Genomic DNA, 14,577 nt, shown 5'->3' with positions numbered 1-14,577 from the left:
GGCACGCTACCATCTGCCGTGAGCGAATTCACAGCAAGGACGTGCCTATGCTCCGCCCTCTCTGCACCACCGGTCTCACTGTCGCCACCCTCTTCTTCGCTTTCTCCCTCACGCCCAGCCTAGTGCCGCGTCCGTTTGCGGCGCAGGGGCTGATTTCCGGGCTGTCGTTTACGGCGGGGTATGCGCTGGGCGTGGCGGGCCTGTGGTTGTGGGTGTGGCTGGGTATTCCCCAGTGGCGCGGGCGGGCGGCGTTCTGGTTCCGGGTGGGTACGGCGGCGCTGTGTGCGCTGGTGGCGGTGGTGTTCCTGTGGCGGGCGGCGGGCTGGCAGAACGATCTGCGGGCGTTGATGGGCATGCCGGAGGATGTCGGGGTGCGGCCGCTGGGCGTCGGGGTGATCACGGTGCTGGTGTTTGTCGGGCTGTTGTTCGTGGCGCGCTTGTTCCGGCTGGTATTCGGGGTGATCGCAAGGCAGTTGCGGCGGGTGATTCCGCCGCGTATTGCCCACGGCGTGGGTCTGGTGCTGGCGTTCATGCTGTTCTGGTCGGTGGGCAACGGGGTGCTGTTCTCCAAGGCGCTGCGTGGGGCGGATAACAGCTATCACCAATGGCATATCACGGTGCAGCCGGAGCAGTCGCCGCCGCAGGAGCCGCTGCGCACCGGCAGTGAAGACTCACTTATCAGTTGGGAGGCATTGGGCCAGCGGGGCCGGGATTATATTGCCGGCACCCCGTCGGCAGCGGCCATCGAGGCCGCTACGGGCGAGGCTGCACAGACGCCGATCCGGGTCTATGTGGGCCTGGGCGCGGCGGAAACGCCGGAGCAACGGGCCGAGTTGGCGTTGCAGGAAATGCTGAGGGTGGGCGCCTTCGAGCGCTCTACCCTGCTGCTGATCACGCCCACCGGCACTGGCTGGGTCGATCCGGTGGCGCAGTTGTCGGCGGAGCATCTGTTGGGCGGTGATGTGGCGTCGGTGGCGGCGCAATATTCCTATCTGCCGAGCTTCCTGGCGTTGCTGGTGGAGGGCGAGTACGGGGTGCAATCGGCGCGGGCGCTGTTCCAGGCGGTGTACGGGCACTGGCGCACCCTGCCGGAGGATGAGCGCCCGGCGCTGTATCTGTACGGGTTGAGCCTGGGCGCGCTGAACGGCGGCCGGGCGTTCGATGCCCACGATATCATCGGTGATCCCTTTGCCGGCGCGCTGTGGAGTGGGCCGCCGTTCCGCAGTGAGGTCTGGCGTGATATCACCGCCGAGCGGCAACCGGACTCGCCGATCTGGCGGCCGCGCTTTCGCGATGGGTCGGTGGTGCGCTTCATGAATCAGGAGGGCGGGCTGGAACGGGGTGAGGCGCCCTGGGGGCCCTACCGCATTGCCTACCTGCAATATGCCAGCGATCCAGTGACCTTTTTCAGCCCGGATCTGTTCTGGCGTAGTCCGGACTGGCTGCAGGACCCGCGTGGGCCGGATGTGTCACCGGCGCTGCGCTGGTTCCCGGTGGTCACCGGGTTGCAGGTGCTGGCCGATATCTCGGCGGGTGAGGCACCGCGGGGGTTTGGTCATGAGTACGCCATGGGCGATTACCTGGCGGCCTGGGCTGCCTTGATGGGCCTGGAGCACTGGAGCCCGGCGCGTCTGGCACGGCTGGCGGAGGCGCTGGAAGCAACGCGCTAGCCGGGTGGGGTTGCGGGGGGAGCGTGAAGCGGGTCGGCTGCCAGTAACGTCAAACCGCCGCCCCCAGAGAGGGCGGCGGGTCGGGTTGCCGCAGTGATGCGTTACGCGGTCAGATCAAAGCGATCCGCGTTCATCACCTTGGTCCAGGCGGCGACGAAGTCCTTGACGAACTTCTCCTTGCTGTCGTCCTGGGCGTACACCTCGGCGTAGCTGCGCAGGATCGAGTTGGAGCCCAGCACCAGGTCCACGCGGGTGGCGGTCCAGCGTGCCTTGCCGCTTTTCCGGTCGCGGATCTCGTACAGGTTCTTGCCGGTAGGCACCCAGCTGTACGCCATGTCCGTCAGATTGACGAAGAAGTCGTTGGTCAACTGGCCGGCCCGGTCGGTCAGGACCCCGTGCGCGGTGCCGCCGTGGTTGGTGCCGAGCACGCGCATGCCGCCGATCAGCACGGTCATTTCCTTCGCGGTCAGGCCGAGCAACTGGGTGCGGTCGAGCAGCATTTCTTCCGGCTGCACCACATAGTCCTTTTTCAGCCAGTTGCGGTAGCCGTCCGACAGTGGCTCCAGATACTGGAAGGAGTCGACGTCGGTCTGCTCGTCGGTGGCGTCGCCACGACCCGGGGCGAAGGGCACCTTGATGCTGTGCCCGGCGGCCTTGGCCGCCTGCTCGATGCCCAGGTTCCCGGCCAGCACGATCACGTCCGCGATGCTGGCGCCGGTGTCAGCGGCAATCGGCTCCAGCGCTTTCAGCACCTTGGCCAGGCGTTTCGGCTCGTTGCCTTCCCAGTCTTTCTGCGGGGCCAGGCGGATGCGCGCGCCGTTGGCGCCGCCGCGCATGTCAGAGCCGCGATAGGTGCGGGCGCTGTCCCAGGCGGTGGAGACCATCTCGGCAATGCTCAGGCCGCTGTCGGCGATGCGCTTTTTCACCGCGTCCACGTCGTAGTCCTGCTTGCCGGCCGGGACCGGGTCTTGCCAGATCAGGTCTTCTTTCGGCACTTCCGGGCCGATATAGCGCACTTTCGGGCCCATATCGCGGTGGGTCAGCTTGAACCAGGCGCGGGCGAAGGCGTCATCGAACGCTTTCGGGTCCTTGCGGAAGCGCTCGGCGATCTTGCGGTACTCCGGGTCCATCTTCAGCGCCATGTCGGCGTCGGTCATCATCGGCATGGTGCGGATAGACGGGTCTTCCACGTCCACCGGCATGTCCTCTTCCTTGATGTTCACCGGCTTCCACTGGGAGGCCCCGGCCGGACTCCTGGTCAGCTCCCATTCGTGATCGAACAGCATGTCGAAGTAGCCGTAGTCCCATTTGGTCGGGTTCGTGGTCCAGGCACCTTCAATACCGCTGGTGACCGAATCCCGGCCGATACCGCGGCCGACCTTGTTGTTCCAGCCCAGGCCCTGCTCTTCCACGTCGGCGGCTTCGGGCTCGGGCCCCAGGTTGTCGGCACTGCCGTTACCGTGGGCTTTGCCCACGGTGTGACCGCCGGCAGTCAGGGCTACGGTTTCTTCGTCGTTCATGGCCATGCGCTCGAAGGTCACGCGCATGTCCTTGGCGGTTTTCAGCGGGTCGGACTTGCCGTCCACGCCTTCCGGGTTCACATAGATCAGGCCCATCATCACGGCGGCCAGGGGGTTTTCCAGCGATTCGCGGTCGCCGTCGTAGCGGCTGTTCTCGCCCGCGGTGCTGGGGGCCAGCCATTCTTTCTCCGAACCCCAGTAAATGTCTTTCTCCGGGTGCCAGATATCTTCACGGCCGAAGCCGAAACCGAAGGTCTTGAAGCCCATGGATTCATAGGCCACGTTGCCGGCCAGAATGATCAGGTCGGCCCAGCTGATCTGGTTGCCGTACTTCTTCTTGATCGGCCACAGCAGGCGGCGGGCCTTGTCCAGGTTGCCGTTGTCGGGCCAGCTGTTCAGAGGCGCGAAGCGCTGGTTGCCGGTGCCGCCGCCCCCGCGGCCATCGGCCACGCGGTAGGAGCCGGCAGCGTGCCAGGCCATGCGGATCATCAGGCCGCCGTAGTGACCCCAGTCGGCGGGCCACCAGTCCTGGCTGTCGGTCATCAGGGCGTTCAGGTCTTTCTTGAGGGCGGCAACGTCCAGCTTGCTGACCGCTTCGCGGTAGTTGAAGTCTTCGCCGAGCGGGTCGGTCTTGCGGTCGTGCTGATGCAGGATGTCCAGATTCAGGCTGTTGGGCCACCAGTCCGTTACCGAGCGACTGGTGTCCGTAATCGCGCCGTGCATAACGGGGCATTGACCCGTTGTCTTCTCTCCACTCATTTCCGTTCTCCTTTCCCGGGCTCAAAATGCGTTACCAACACCTACCGACTATAGGGAAATAATCAGGTGGCTTCTGCATCTGTGCGGCTATATTTGTTGAAGGAGGCGATAGGCGCAGGTTATCGCCCAGTTGCCTGTCAGGTGATGGATGCGTGAAGGGGTGACGGGCCCAATCGGGACATGGTGGTGACGGGAGACGGGGGGGATTGTCAGTGGGTGGCAGCCGCCAATTCTGGTACGATGGCTCCGAAAAGGCCCCGGGTATGCCCGGCGGCCACAATATAACGATAAAACAGCTTCTTTTGTGATGTCAGGACCTGTCGCATTTCTCGATTCAGAAGGCGTTCGCCATCTCGGCCTCGCGCGTCTGACCCTGTTGTCCCGCTACCGGGGGCTGGCGTTGTTGTGTCCGCAGGACCATGAGCAGCTCTTCCGGCATGAACTGGCGGCCGCGCTGGAGGCAGGCGGTGTGTGCGCCACCCTGGGCGCCGGGCAGGAGCTGGCGGCCGTCTGTGCGGTCATGCCGCTGGCCTGGGATTCGGCGCATTTCGGCATGCCGATGGCCAATCTGCTGGTGGCGGCAGCGCCTGACTGCACCCGGGAGCGCCTGTCTGCCCTGCTCAATGCGGCCCTGTCCAGAGCGGCGGCCATGCAGCCGTTGCGGCATGTGTCGGTGGAACTGGATATCGATGACTACAACGGCCTGAACGCGCTGCTCGCCATGGGCTGCGAAGTGGTGGACATCAAGCGTTACTTCCGCTGGTCGTCATTGAAAGGTGTGCGCAAACCGAAGTTTCTGTCGCGGGTGCGTGCCTATGCGCCGACGGATCACGCCCGGGTAATGCAGCTGCTGGAGGCGGCCCGCTTCGAGAGCCGCTTCTCCCGTGATGCCTTGCTGCGCGAGCAGGATGTGAGAACGTTGTATACCTGCTGGTTTGAACAGTTGCTGGCACGGGCTGACGACGACGTGATGGCTCTGGTGTTCGAAAAAGCGGGCCGCGTGCAGGCCTGTGGGGTGATAGCGGAACGGGATCTGCGCCCGGCGGGCGTGCCGGTGCAATTCATGGACCAGGGCCTGTATGTATCAGGCCCACAGGGTGTCGGCGGTTATTACCCGGTCATTTATGCGCTGGCGGAGCGCGCCCTGGCGCGCTATGACACGGTGCAGACGTGCGTGTCCCTGAATAACTACCCGGCGGTGCGCGTGCTGGAGCGGATGAGCGCGGGCACCCCGGCGACGCGATACGCTCTGCGGATGACGTGGGATCGGCCACAGGTTGAAATGACAAGGGTGCGAGCAGTATGTCCCTGAACAACAGCGTTGAGGCGGGGCCCATGGCGGACCCCTTGCTGACGTCGGATGGTCGCTATTACGACGTGAATTTTTTCGAGTACCGGCCCGGCCAGCTCCCTTCGGATGTCCTGCCCACTTCGTTCATCCTGTGCGAGGCGCTGGCCACGCTTCCGTATCCGGCGTCGGCGCGGCAGTTCCTTCTGGATGTGCGGGCGAAGATCGGCCTCAACAAGGCGTTGTGGGGTGTCAGAAAAGCAGGCGATGTGTATTCGCTGGAGTTCTATTTCTATTACCCCCGCGCGAACCCCTGCAATCGGTTGTCCAACGTGGTCTCGGTGGCGTCACGGTACTTTGCACCCGGGCTGGACGTGATCGCGGTGGAAGGCGAAGAGCAGTACTACCTGACGTCGGTGAATATGGATGGCGAGCACGTTACTGACGTGACGGTGTATGAGTCTGTGATTTCCGATCCCGACGCTGCCTTTTTCTTTGCCGACAAGGGCCTGACGATTGACGAGGTGACGCCAATCTTCCACTCCTACAGCCTGGCTTCGGGCGGCAAGGAAAAGAAGAGAATAAACACGTACTTCGGTTTCTTCGATCCGAACTCTCTGCATCAGGTGATGCGCAAGGTCCACGACGTGGCCTGCGAGCAGTTCCCCGACGAAGACCCGCTCGTGGCCTATGAGTTTTTGCAGTATGCGGGCCGATACTTTCGGCATGGTATCCGGTGTCGGGCGCTGGTGGCCTCCAAGGTCGGTGGCATGGGGGTGTACCTGCTGGGGCTTGATATCGATGAGCTGATCAACGTCCTCGAAATCCATGACTATGATGAAGCCTTCATCCGTTCGATCAGACAGCATGCACGGCAACTTGCGCATGTGAAGATTGATATGGGTATGGATTTTCATATCCGCGACGGGAGGTTTGTTGTCAAAAAGACAGCATTCTGGGGCAGTGTCTAGCGAGCCGCTTGTCATTCTGACCACGTCCGATGCGGACCTGACCGTGATGTGCGCCTTTGCTGAGGCCTTGAGCGAGGCCCTGAGCAAGCCCCTGAATGAGCCCCTGAATGAGCTCCCGAGTGAGTCCGCCAACGAGACGCACGGTGTCGTCTGGCGCGTGGTGGATGGGCTGCAAGCCTATCCGGGAGCACCGGCCGAGGTGTGTGCGGCCCTGCACGGCCTGGCGCTGGACTGGCAGGACCCGGGGCGGCCGCTGTCACAGGCCGAGGCGGTCTTTTTCGGGCTGCGCGCCTCGCGCGGTACCCGCGTGCTGCTGATGGCGCCGGACATGATCGATAACATCCGGGACCTCCCGCGATTTCTGGAAAAAATGGACCAGGGCTTCGAGGTCGTCGCCGGCTGGCGTGCTTCCAGGGTGGGTATTTCGGCGCTGCGTCGTATGCTGACTGTCAGCTTCAACCGGCTGGTGGCGCGGCTTTTCAGCTTGCCCCTGCATGACATCAATACCTGTATGGGCCTGATGTCCGGCAAGGTCGTGGATTCGCTCGTGGACGCGCCGGAAGGCTGCCCGTCTCCGGCCCTGAATACGGCGTGCACCTTTCGGGACCGTCTGGCGGAAATTCCGATTACGGTCCGTGAAATACCCGGGCGGAAAAGCGCCTACACCGTGAGGACGAGATTCGCCATCGGGGTGATGCGTCTGCGGGAAGTGATACGCTTTCGTGCCTGGATCAGGGCACGGCATGCTGGAAAGTAGACGCCTATGCTGGATTACCACGACATCTTCGAACTTGCCCGCCACGACGCTGTGCGTTCAGCCTATGAGCGCTTTCTGGCCTTGCGTGATCCCGCTTACCCGGACATGAACTATATGGGCCTGAATTTCAGGGAGGGCGGCATTTCCAGCCTGAAATTCTACTTCACGACCTACAAGCGCGTGACGCCTGAGGACGTCGAACATTTTCTTCCCCATGCGCAAGACTTCCTGCGCTACTACCGGCTCTGGGACCCGGCCACTGTCCGTTCGGCCGAACATACGGGGTGTGCATTTACCGTCAAGTTCAAGGGGAGCAAGGTGCCCGAGGTGGGCTTTCATTATCGGCTCAGGCCCACGGCCGAGGCGTACGCGCTGATCGGTGAGCCACAGACCCTGCCCTTCGCTGGTCTGGATCTCGGCGCCAGGCCGGGTATCAATTACGAGTACGGCGCCGATGGCGCCGTAAGCCGAAGACGTTATTACTATCTGGAAAAGCAGGCGCACAAGGACTATATCGCTCGTCGCTTCAACAAACCCTTCGCCGCCCACAGCAGGTTGTGTGAGCTGACCGAGTTCGACGGCGGCAGCAAGGTCATCCTGTGGACGCCGGATTACACGCCGGAGTATCTGGCCAGGCCGGTGTATTTTGACGAGTATGCGCACAAGGTCGTGAACCGGCTGCGTGAGGAGCTGGGCCTGGTCAGTGCCATGGAGGGTTTCTACGAGCAGGACGGTGCCGTGTCCACGTACTTCTTCAACACGCTCGGTCCGAAAACGGGCAACATCAATGAAGGCCCGATCAATTTCCATATGGATACGTTGAAACTGTTTATCCGCTGACCGGCAAGAAATCCACCATCAGATTGAAACGAACGCTGTCAGAATGGTTGCGGCTTTCGTGTGGCAGGCTGTAGTCGAACAGGGCGGTGTCACCGCGTTTTTCGAGTGTTCGCTGATGCCCATCGCAGATCAGTTCACAGGCGCCGCCCTGCAGATCGTTCAGCAGCAAATGAAAGATCTGGCGACTGCGGCTGTGGGTATGCAGCCCCAGATGGGCCCCCGGATCCAGCGCCGAGATGCACGCATAGGCGATGCCCTCGACATCGTCCAGAAGGCGCAGTGTATGGCGGAAGGCCGCGTGCGCGGCGGTCAGTGCATGCCCCGGCTTGTACAGTGCCAGCATGGTGTAACTGCCCTGCCGCAGATCGTAGCCCACGGCATCCGTATTGATGGCATTTTCCCAGGTCCATTGGTTGGACGGGTAATCCATGGCCATGTCGGTCAGCAAGGCGTGTCGTATCTCGGCATTGTCGGCCAGGGCCTGATCCAGTTCCTGGCTGATCGCGGACACGTTGTCGACAAGCCGCATGAGATAGCGGTGCCTGGCAGCATCCAGAAACATTATTCTTCTCTCCACAGACAGCTCGCCACAGACAGCTCGCCACAGACGGCATGCGGGGCCAGATGGAGGGCTAGTTTGCCTCAGTGTGTCGCCGCAGGATATCCCCACTTCAGTTCCAGCGGAGTGCAGCTGCCGGTCAGGCGGGAACGAAGTGTGACAGTGCGTTGATCGCCGGGCTCCAGGTCTTCTGTCGGACGCGGCAATGCCAGGATATCGCCGGGCGCGGCGTTGGCCGGGCCCTCCAGACTCAGGATTCGCACCATGGCGTGGCTGTCATCCAGGTGCTCGACGCTGACCTGGGCGTTGACCGGGTCACTGTAGGTACAGGGGCCGCCGACCACGGGCGTACAGCCGGCAAAGGTGGCGATCAGGCCGGTGAGCAGGCCGCTGAAAAGGGTACCGGTGATGATGGCGTGGCGCATGGCAATAATCCGGTTGCTGTGATCTGGGGTGAGAGGGACAGCGGCGCTACCGTGGGCACCCGGTTGGCCCCAGCGCCTGCCCGGGGGTGTCAGTTCGGTCAGATGGCGAGTAAGGCGCCAACTGTTACATTGTTCAATGTAATAATCATAACAGCCTTGCAGGAGCCGCTTATGTTAGGGCGTTTGGACCCGGATCGGGTACTCAGATTGAAGAAATGGGGTTATCTGGCGTTCTGGCTGACGGTGCTGCCGATCTTGCCGATGAGCGCCATGATCGGCCGCGAATCCGGCACCCAGGATTACTGGGCCTGGTTCATCTACGTTGTGGTCTTCGGCATCATTCCGATTCTGGATTACATCGTTGGCAAGGATCCGTCCAACCCGGATGAGGCCGTGCAGGTGCCCGCCATGAGCGAGGAGCGCATCTACCGGGTGCTGACGCTGCTGATGGTGCCCATCTGGCTGGGCGTGCTGCTCTACAGCGGCTGGGTGTTCGTCAACAACGACTACAGCTGGTTCGGCATGCTGGGCTGGATCGTCTCTATCGGCACCATCGGTGGGGTGATCGCCATCAATCTGGCGCACGAGCTGATCCACAAGGACCCGAAGATCGAGAACTGGGCGGGCGGGCTGCTGCTGGCCAGCGTGACCTATGCAGGCTTCAAGGTGGAGCATGTCCGTGGCCACCACGTCACCGTGTCCACGCCGGAAGATGCGTCGTCGTCCCAGTATAATCAGGGCGTCTACACCTTCCTGTTGCGCGCCTTCCCGCACAATTTCATCAACGCCTGGAAGCTGGAAGCGGCTTATCTGAAGCGCAAGGGCAAGGCGGTCATCAGCCGGCATAACGAACTGATCTGGTGGTATGCGATTTCGGCCGGGCTGGCGGTGCTGTTCGGGCTGTTGTTTGGCTGGATGGGCGTGCTGTTCTTCCTGGGTCAGAGCTTCGTGGCGGCGTTCACGCTGGAAGTGATCAACTATATCGAGCACTACGGCTTGCACCGCCGGGTGCTGGAAAACGGCCGCTACGAGCGCGTGACCCCGGCGCACAGCTGGAACTCCAACTACTTCCTGACCAATCTGGCGTTGTTCCAGTTGCAGCGGCACAGCGACCACCATGCCTACGCCAAGCGGCGCTATCAGGTGTTGCGGCATTACGAGGAAAGCCCGCAGTTGCCGGGGGGCTATGCGAGCATGTATGTGCTGGCGCTGATTCCGCCGCTGTGGAAGAAAGTGATGAATCCACGGGTGGAAGCCTATTACCAGGGTGAGATGGATCAGTTGTTCCGTACCACGAAGCGGGTCAACAACATCGTCTGAGGCGCAGACGCAGTGATGGGGCCAGGCCCCGTCACTGCACCACCTCGAACCGCAACACCCCCAGCAACTGTCCGCCTTCCGTTATTACCTTCACCTGCCAGCGCCCGACCGGTTGCGCCGGGAACAGTCGTTTGCGTGTCCATGCCCGATAGCCTGCTTCGCGCCCGCCGGTGATATCCAGCGCGATACGATCCACCTCCTGCCCTTCATGACGCCAGACATGGTAGATCCGCTCGTTGAGCCCGCGTGGCGCGTGGATGGCGGTGTAGGCAAACAGGCCGTTGTCGCGCAGCACCTCGGCAGACACCGTCCGCACGGCCAGTCCGGGGGTGCGGCGGTCGCGGTCCATCTGGGCGCTGACTGTCATGTCGGCCAGCCGCAGCGTGGCGGGCGGCACCCAGAGCTGCGCCAGCCACATGGCCGCGCCCAGCCCGAACAGCATCAGGCCGAGCAGCGGCACCCGCCACAGGGTCTGCAGCGGCACCGTCTGCGACAGGCTGGGGAACGACAGCAGCAGGGTGATGGCCATGGCCAGTTGATAGCTCTGTGCGGTGGTCAGATGGATGATGATCGGCAGTGCGGTGAGCAGCACCGCGAACAGGGTCAGGCTGTGAAAGCCCAGGTACAGCCAGCGGCGTTTGCTCAGCCAGTTGTAATAAAGCGGGTCGATGATCGACACCAGGGCGCCGAGCATCAGCAGGCCGGTAAAGATCAGCTGGCCGCTGTCCCAACTGGTGCTGAAGAAGAAAAACGGCAGGACAAAGAACAGGCTTTCCTGATGCACGAGCTGGGTGGCGAACTTGAGCACCACCGGTGGCAGATCAAGCCCGAAGCGGCGTGCCAGTCCGTCGCGCAGTACGTTTTCCAGGGTCAGCCAGATCCAGCTGACCAGCATCAATGCAGCGATCACCCGGGCCAGTTCGGCCTGTCGGTCCACCAGAATGAAACTGGCGACCCCGGAAACAAAACCCACCGCCGCCAGGGTACCGGGATAGCGCTCGGCCAGTGCGATCAGGCGCAGTATCAGTGGTTTGAGTAACAGGGCCAGTTTGCCGGGCATGGGGTCAGATGTCTGGTGATGGAGGCTACAGGCTATAGCAGCCCGCCCGGTGTGTCGGGGGGCTTTAACAATAATTTCCAGACCCGTTAGCGCTGGACCCGACCCAACGCCTCTGCCAGCCGCGCCACGGCGCCGTCTACATCCTGCAACTTGTCCAGCCCGAACAGCCCGACCCGGAAGGTCTTGAAGCCGGGTGGTTCATCGCACATCAGGGGCACGCCAGCGGCGGTTTGCAGGCCCTGGGCGATAAACGCCTTGCCGGTGTGGAGGGCGTCGTCGTCGGTGTGGCACACCACCACCCCGGGGGCTTCAAACCCGGGCGCGGCGACGCTGCGGAAGCCGTGTTCAGCGAACAGGGCGCGGACCTTGCGGCCCAGTTCCCGCTGGGCGGTATCGAGCGTCTCCAGGCCCAGCTGGCGCGTTTCCAGCATGGTGTCGCGGAAGCGCGTCAGCGCATCGGTAGGCATGGTGGCGTGATAGGCATGGCCGCCGTTTTCATAGGCTTGCATGATCTGGTGCCACTTTTTCAGATCGCAGGCAAAGCTGCTGCTGGTGGTCGCTTCCAGACGCGCCAGGGCGCGTTCGCTGAGCATCACCAGGGCGCTGCACGGCGAACTGCTCCAGCCTTTCTGCGGCGCGCTGATCAGTACGTCGACGCCGGTGGCCTGCATGTCCACCCACAAGGCGCCGGAGGCGACGCAGTCCAGCACCATCAGGCCGTCATGGTCATGCACGGCATCGGCCAGCGCGCGGATATAGTCGTCCGGCAGCAGCATGCCGCTGGCGGTTTCCACATGCGGGGCAAACACCACGTCCGGGCGCGCGGCGCGGATACTGGCCACCACCTCGTCGACCGGCGCCGGGGCCCAGGGGGCCTTGGGTTCGGGGGTGACCGGGCGTGCCCGGTGCACGATTTCTTCGCCGGGGATATCGCCCATGTCGAAGATCTGGCTCCAGCGATAACTGAACCAGCCGTTGCGCACCACCAGGCAGGTGGCGTCGTTGGCGAACTGCCGCGCCACCGCTTCCATGCCGTAGGTGCCGCCACCCGGCACCACCACCACGCCGGCGGCGCGGTAGACCTCACGCAGGGTGCTGGCGATATCGCGCATCACCTGCTGGAAGGTCTGCGACATGTGGTTCAGGGCACGGTCGTTGAAGACCACGGAATATTCGAGCAGCCCGTCCGGATCGACTCCGGGAAACTGGCGCGACATGTCTGGCTCCTGTGTTCGTGAAACGCGGGTTTCGATAATGCCGGTTTTGCCGGGCCGGGGCCAATGCTGGCACTCTGCCGGCGTTTATCCGCGCCTGCGTGTCAGACGTCGGCGTAGCCTTCGGCGCCCTTGAGCCAGCGTTTGACCAGGGCCTCGGCGGTGTCGGGGTGTTCCGTGAGCAGGGTGTCGGCCACCTCGCGTGCCGGGCTCATCAGGGCCTCGTCGCGCATCAGGTCGGCAATGCGGAACGCCAGGTCGCCGGTTTGCCGGGTGCCCAGCCATTCGCCGGGCCCGCGCAGGCGCAGGTCTTCTTCGGCAATGCGGAAGCCGTCGCCGGTCTCGCGCATGACGGCCAGGCGTTTTTTGGCGGTGTGTGACAGGGGCGTCTGGTAGAGCAGCACGCAGTAACTCTTGCCGCCACCACGCCCGACGCGCCCGCGTAGCTGGTGTAACTGCGACAGCCCCAGGCGTTCGGCGTTTTCCATCACCATCAGGGTGGCGTTGGGTACGTCCACGCCCACTTCGATCACCGTAGTGGCCACCAGAAGCTGGGCTTCGCCACGGGAGAAACGCGCCATGCGTTCGGCCTTGTCTTTGGCCTTCATGCGGCCGTGCACCAGTTCGACATTCAGGTCTGGCAGGGCCTCCTTGAGGTCTGCCCAGGTGGCCTCGGCGGCCTGGGCTTGCAGGGCATCGGATTCCTCGATCAGGGTGCAGACCCAGTAGGCCTGGGTGCCCTTCATGGCGGCGGCATGCACGCGGGCGATCACATCCGGGCGGCGTCCGGCGGGCAGGGCCAGGGTGTCGATGGGTTCGCGTCCCGGTGGCAGTTCGTCGATCACTGACGTGTCCAGATCGCCGTACAGACTCATGGCCAGGGTGCGGGGAATGGGCGTGGCAGTGAGCACCAGTTGATGCGGCACCTGATTGCCCTCGCGGCCTTTTTCCCGCAGGGCCAGGCGCTGGTGCACGCCGAAGCGGTGCTGCTCATCAATGATGGTCAGGCCAAGACGCTGGAAGCCCACGGCCTCCTGGAACAGGGCGTGGGTGCCCACCACCATCGGCACCTGGCCCTCGGCCAGCCGGGCCTGGGTGTCGCGGCGCTGCTTCGGGGTCAGGCTGCCCGCCAGCCAGGCGACCTCGATATCCAGCGGTGTCAGCCAGTGGCGAAAATTGTGCAGATGCTGTTCGGCCAGCAGTTCGGTGGGCGCCATCAGGGCCACCTGATAGCCCGCCCGAATGGCCATCAGGGCGGCGGCGGCGGCCACCAGCGTCTTCCCGCTGCCGACATCGCCCTGCACCAGGCGCAGCATCGGCGACGGGATGGCCAGGTCGGCGGCGATCTCGTCGATCACGCGCCGCTGGGCGCCGGTCAGGGTGAACGGCAGGCTGTCGCGCAGCCGGTGCACCAGGCGGTCGTCGGTAAACACGGGCGCGCTGTGCGCCTTCTGTCCGGCGCGGCGGCTGAGCATGCCGAGTTGATGCGCCACCATCTCTTCCATCACCAGCCGTTGCACGGCCGGGTGGCTGCCGGTGAGCAGCATGTCCACCGGATCATCCGGTTGCGGGGCATGCAGTTTCAGCAGTGCCTCGCGCAGGGTCGGCAGGCGGGCGCTGTCGAGCATGCTGGGCGGCAACAGGTCGCGGGGCGGGTAGCGCTCCAGCAAGGTGAGCGCCTGGCGCATGAGGTTGCGCAGGGTTTTCTGGTGTACCCCTTCGGTGGTCGGGTAGACCGGCGTCAGGCTCTTTTCCAGGGGCGGCAGTTCGTCGCCCACGGCCAGTTCGTATTCCGGGTGATAGAACTCCAGCCCGGTGCCGCCCGCGCGCACTTCGCCGTACACCCGCAGGCGGGCGCCCCGGGTCAGGTTGTGCTTCTGGGCGGCGGTGAAGTGGTAGAAACGCAGCGCCACCATGCCGGTGCCATCGCTGAGTTTGCACAGCAGGCTGCGACGGCGGCCGAACATCACGTCGGCGGCCAGCACCTCGCCTTCGATCACCACATGCTGTTCCGGGCGCAGGCGGCCGATGGGCTGGATGCGGGTGCGGTCCTCATAACGGAACGGCAAGTGAAAGAGCAGGTCCTCCACCGTATGCAAACCGAGCTTTGCCAGCCGCTCGGCACCACGCGGGCCCACCCCCTTGAGGCCGCCCAGCGGGCGGGCCGCCAGCTCACTCATGTTGTGCTACCCAT

12 protein-coding genes are annotated in these 14,577 nt (G+C 63.7%); 6 read left to right on the top strand and 6 right to left on the bottom strand.

What is annotated here, in order from left to right:
* The first annotated feature begins 47 nt into the window (after positions 1-47).
* Complete coding sequence (locus DKW65_RS12550) at positions 48-1,670, top strand: alpha/beta hydrolase (RefSeq protein ID WP_111657761.1); 1,623 nt, start codon at positions 48-50, stop codon at positions 1,668-1,670.
* Between the two features lie 101 nt (positions 1,671-1,771).
* Here the strand turns inward: DKW65_RS12550 and katG are convergent, their stop codons facing one another.
* The gene (gene katG / locus DKW65_RS12545) at positions 1,772-3,949 is read right to left on the bottom strand and encodes a catalase/peroxidase HPI (RefSeq protein WP_111657760.1); all 2,178 of its coding nucleotides are present in this window, start codon (positions 3,947-3,949) and stop codon (positions 1,772-1,774) included.
* A gap of 307 nt (positions 3,950-4,256) precedes the next feature.
* On the opposite strand from katG, the gene DKW65_RS12540 reads away from it, so the two are divergent.
* From DKW65_RS12540 to DKW65_RS12520, 4 genes are read left to right on the top strand one after another with little or no spacing between them, the layout of a single operon-like run.
* Positions 4,257-5,261 (top strand): hypothetical protein, encoded by a 1,005-nt coding sequence (locus tag DKW65_RS12540; RefSeq protein ID WP_111657759.1) that lies wholly within the window; start codon positions 4,257-4,259, stop codon positions 5,259-5,261.
* Positions 5,252-6,208: a hypothetical protein gene (locus DKW65_RS12535; RefSeq protein WP_111657758.1), complete on the top strand. Its 957-nt coding sequence runs from the start codon at positions 5,252-5,254 to the stop codon at positions 6,206-6,208. Before DKW65_RS12540 ends, DKW65_RS12535 begins: the two co-directional genes overlap by 10 nt.
* Positions 6,201-6,965 carry a glycosyltransferase family protein gene (locus DKW65_RS12525; protein WP_162925857.1) on the top strand — a complete coding sequence of 255 codons (765 nt, stop codon included), beginning with the start codon at positions 6,201-6,203 and terminating at the stop codon, positions 6,963-6,965. The genes DKW65_RS12535 and DKW65_RS12525 overlap by 8 nt, the downstream gene beginning before the upstream one ends.
* Before the next feature lie 6 nt (positions 6,966-6,971).
* The gene (locus DKW65_RS12520) at positions 6,972-7,805 is read left to right on the top strand and encodes a hypothetical protein (RefSeq protein WP_111657755.1); all 834 of its coding nucleotides are present in this window, start codon (positions 6,972-6,974) and stop codon (positions 7,803-7,805) included.
* On the opposite strand, the gene DKW65_RS12515 is transcribed toward DKW65_RS12520, so the two are convergent.
* Both DKW65_RS12515 and DKW65_RS12510 read right to left on the bottom strand, forming a co-directional pair.
* Positions 7,795-8,367, bottom strand: coding sequence for an aspartyl/asparaginyl beta-hydroxylase domain-containing protein (locus DKW65_RS12515; RefSeq protein ID WP_111657754.1), 573 nt, complete (start codon positions 8,365-8,367; stop codon positions 7,795-7,797). The genes DKW65_RS12520 and DKW65_RS12515 overlap by 11 nt on opposite strands.
* Positions 8,368-8,447: 80 nt before the next feature.
* A complete protein-coding gene (locus tag DKW65_RS12510; RefSeq protein WP_111657753.1) occupies positions 8,448-8,789 on the bottom strand; it encodes a hypothetical protein in 342 nt (113 codons plus the stop codon).
* A gap of 171 nt (positions 8,790-8,960) precedes the next feature.
* On the opposite strand from DKW65_RS12510, the gene DKW65_RS12505 reads away from it, so the two are divergent.
* Positions 8,961-10,109 carry an alkane 1-monooxygenase gene (locus DKW65_RS12505; RefSeq protein WP_111657752.1) on the top strand — a complete coding sequence of 383 codons (1,149 nt, stop codon included), beginning with the start codon at positions 8,961-8,963 and terminating at the stop codon, positions 10,107-10,109.
* A 31-nt stretch (positions 10,110-10,140) separates the two neighbouring features.
* Here DKW65_RS12505 and DKW65_RS12500 read toward each other — a convergent pair whose 3' ends face one another.
* The 3 genes from DKW65_RS12500 to recG form a co-directional block, all read right to left on the bottom strand.
* The gene (locus tag DKW65_RS12500; RefSeq protein ID WP_111657751.1) at positions 10,141-11,169 is read right to left on the bottom strand and encodes a DUF5924 family protein; all 1,029 of its coding nucleotides are present in this window, start codon (positions 11,167-11,169) and stop codon (positions 10,141-10,143) included.
* A gap of 86 nt (positions 11,170-11,255) precedes the next feature.
* Positions 11,256-12,386, bottom strand: coding sequence for an aminotransferase class V-fold PLP-dependent enzyme (locus DKW65_RS12495; protein WP_111657750.1), 1,131 nt, complete (start codon positions 12,384-12,386; stop codon positions 11,256-11,258).
* A gap of 101 nt (positions 12,387-12,487) precedes the next feature.
* Positions 12,488-14,563: an ATP-dependent DNA helicase RecG gene (recG, locus tag DKW65_RS12490; protein ID WP_111657749.1), complete on the bottom strand. Its 2,076-nt coding sequence runs from the start codon at positions 14,561-14,563 to the stop codon at positions 12,488-12,490.
* Positions 14,564-14,577 lie beyond the last annotated feature (14 nt).

The sequence above is a fragment of the Isoalcanivorax indicus genome, assembly GCF_003259185.1.
GTDB lineage: Bacteria > Pseudomonadota > Gammaproteobacteria > Pseudomonadales > Alcanivoracaceae > Isoalcanivorax > Isoalcanivorax indicus.
The sequence above is the reverse complement of the archived record's forward strand: the minus strand, read 5'-3'. Positions and strand labels throughout refer to the sequence as shown.

Excerpts from the sequence above, each read along its gene's own strand:
- DKW65_RS12550 (WP_111657761.1), top strand. The coding sequence starts at position 48 with ATGCTCCGCCCTCTCTGCACCACCGGTCTCACTGTCGCCACCCTCTTC.
- katG (WP_111657760.1), bottom strand. The coding sequence starts at position 3,949 with ATGAGTGGAGAGAAGACAACGGGTCAATGCCCCGTTATGCACGGCGCG.
- DKW65_RS12540 (WP_111657759.1), top strand. The coding sequence starts at position 4,257 with ATGTCAGGACCTGTCGCATTTCTCGATTCAGAAGGCGTTCGCCATCTC.
- DKW65_RS12535 (WP_111657758.1), top strand. The coding sequence starts at position 5,252 with ATGTCCCTGAACAACAGCGTTGAGGCGGGGCCCATGGCGGACCCCTTG.
- DKW65_RS12520 (WP_111657755.1), top strand. The coding sequence starts at position 6,972 with ATGCTGGATTACCACGACATCTTCGAACTTGCCCGCCACGACGCTGTG.
- DKW65_RS12515 (WP_111657754.1), bottom strand. The coding sequence starts at position 8,367 with ATGTTTCTGGATGCTGCCAGGCACCGCTATCTCATGCGGCTTGTCGAC.
- DKW65_RS12510 (WP_111657753.1), bottom strand. The coding sequence starts at position 8,789 with ATGCGCCACGCCATCATCACCGGTACCCTTTTCAGCGGCCTGCTCACC.
- DKW65_RS12505 (WP_111657752.1), top strand. The coding sequence starts at position 8,961 with ATGTTAGGGCGTTTGGACCCGGATCGGGTACTCAGATTGAAGAAATGG.
- DKW65_RS12500 (WP_111657751.1), bottom strand. The coding sequence starts at position 11,169 with ATGCCCGGCAAACTGGCCCTGTTACTCAAACCACTGATACTGCGCCTG.
- DKW65_RS12495 (WP_111657750.1), bottom strand. The coding sequence starts at position 12,386 with ATGTCGCGCCAGTTTCCCGGAGTCGATCCGGACGGGCTGCTCGAATAT.
- recG (WP_111657749.1), bottom strand. The coding sequence starts at position 14,563 with ATGAGTGAGCTGGCGGCCCGCCCGCTGGGCGGCCTCAAGGGGGTGGGC.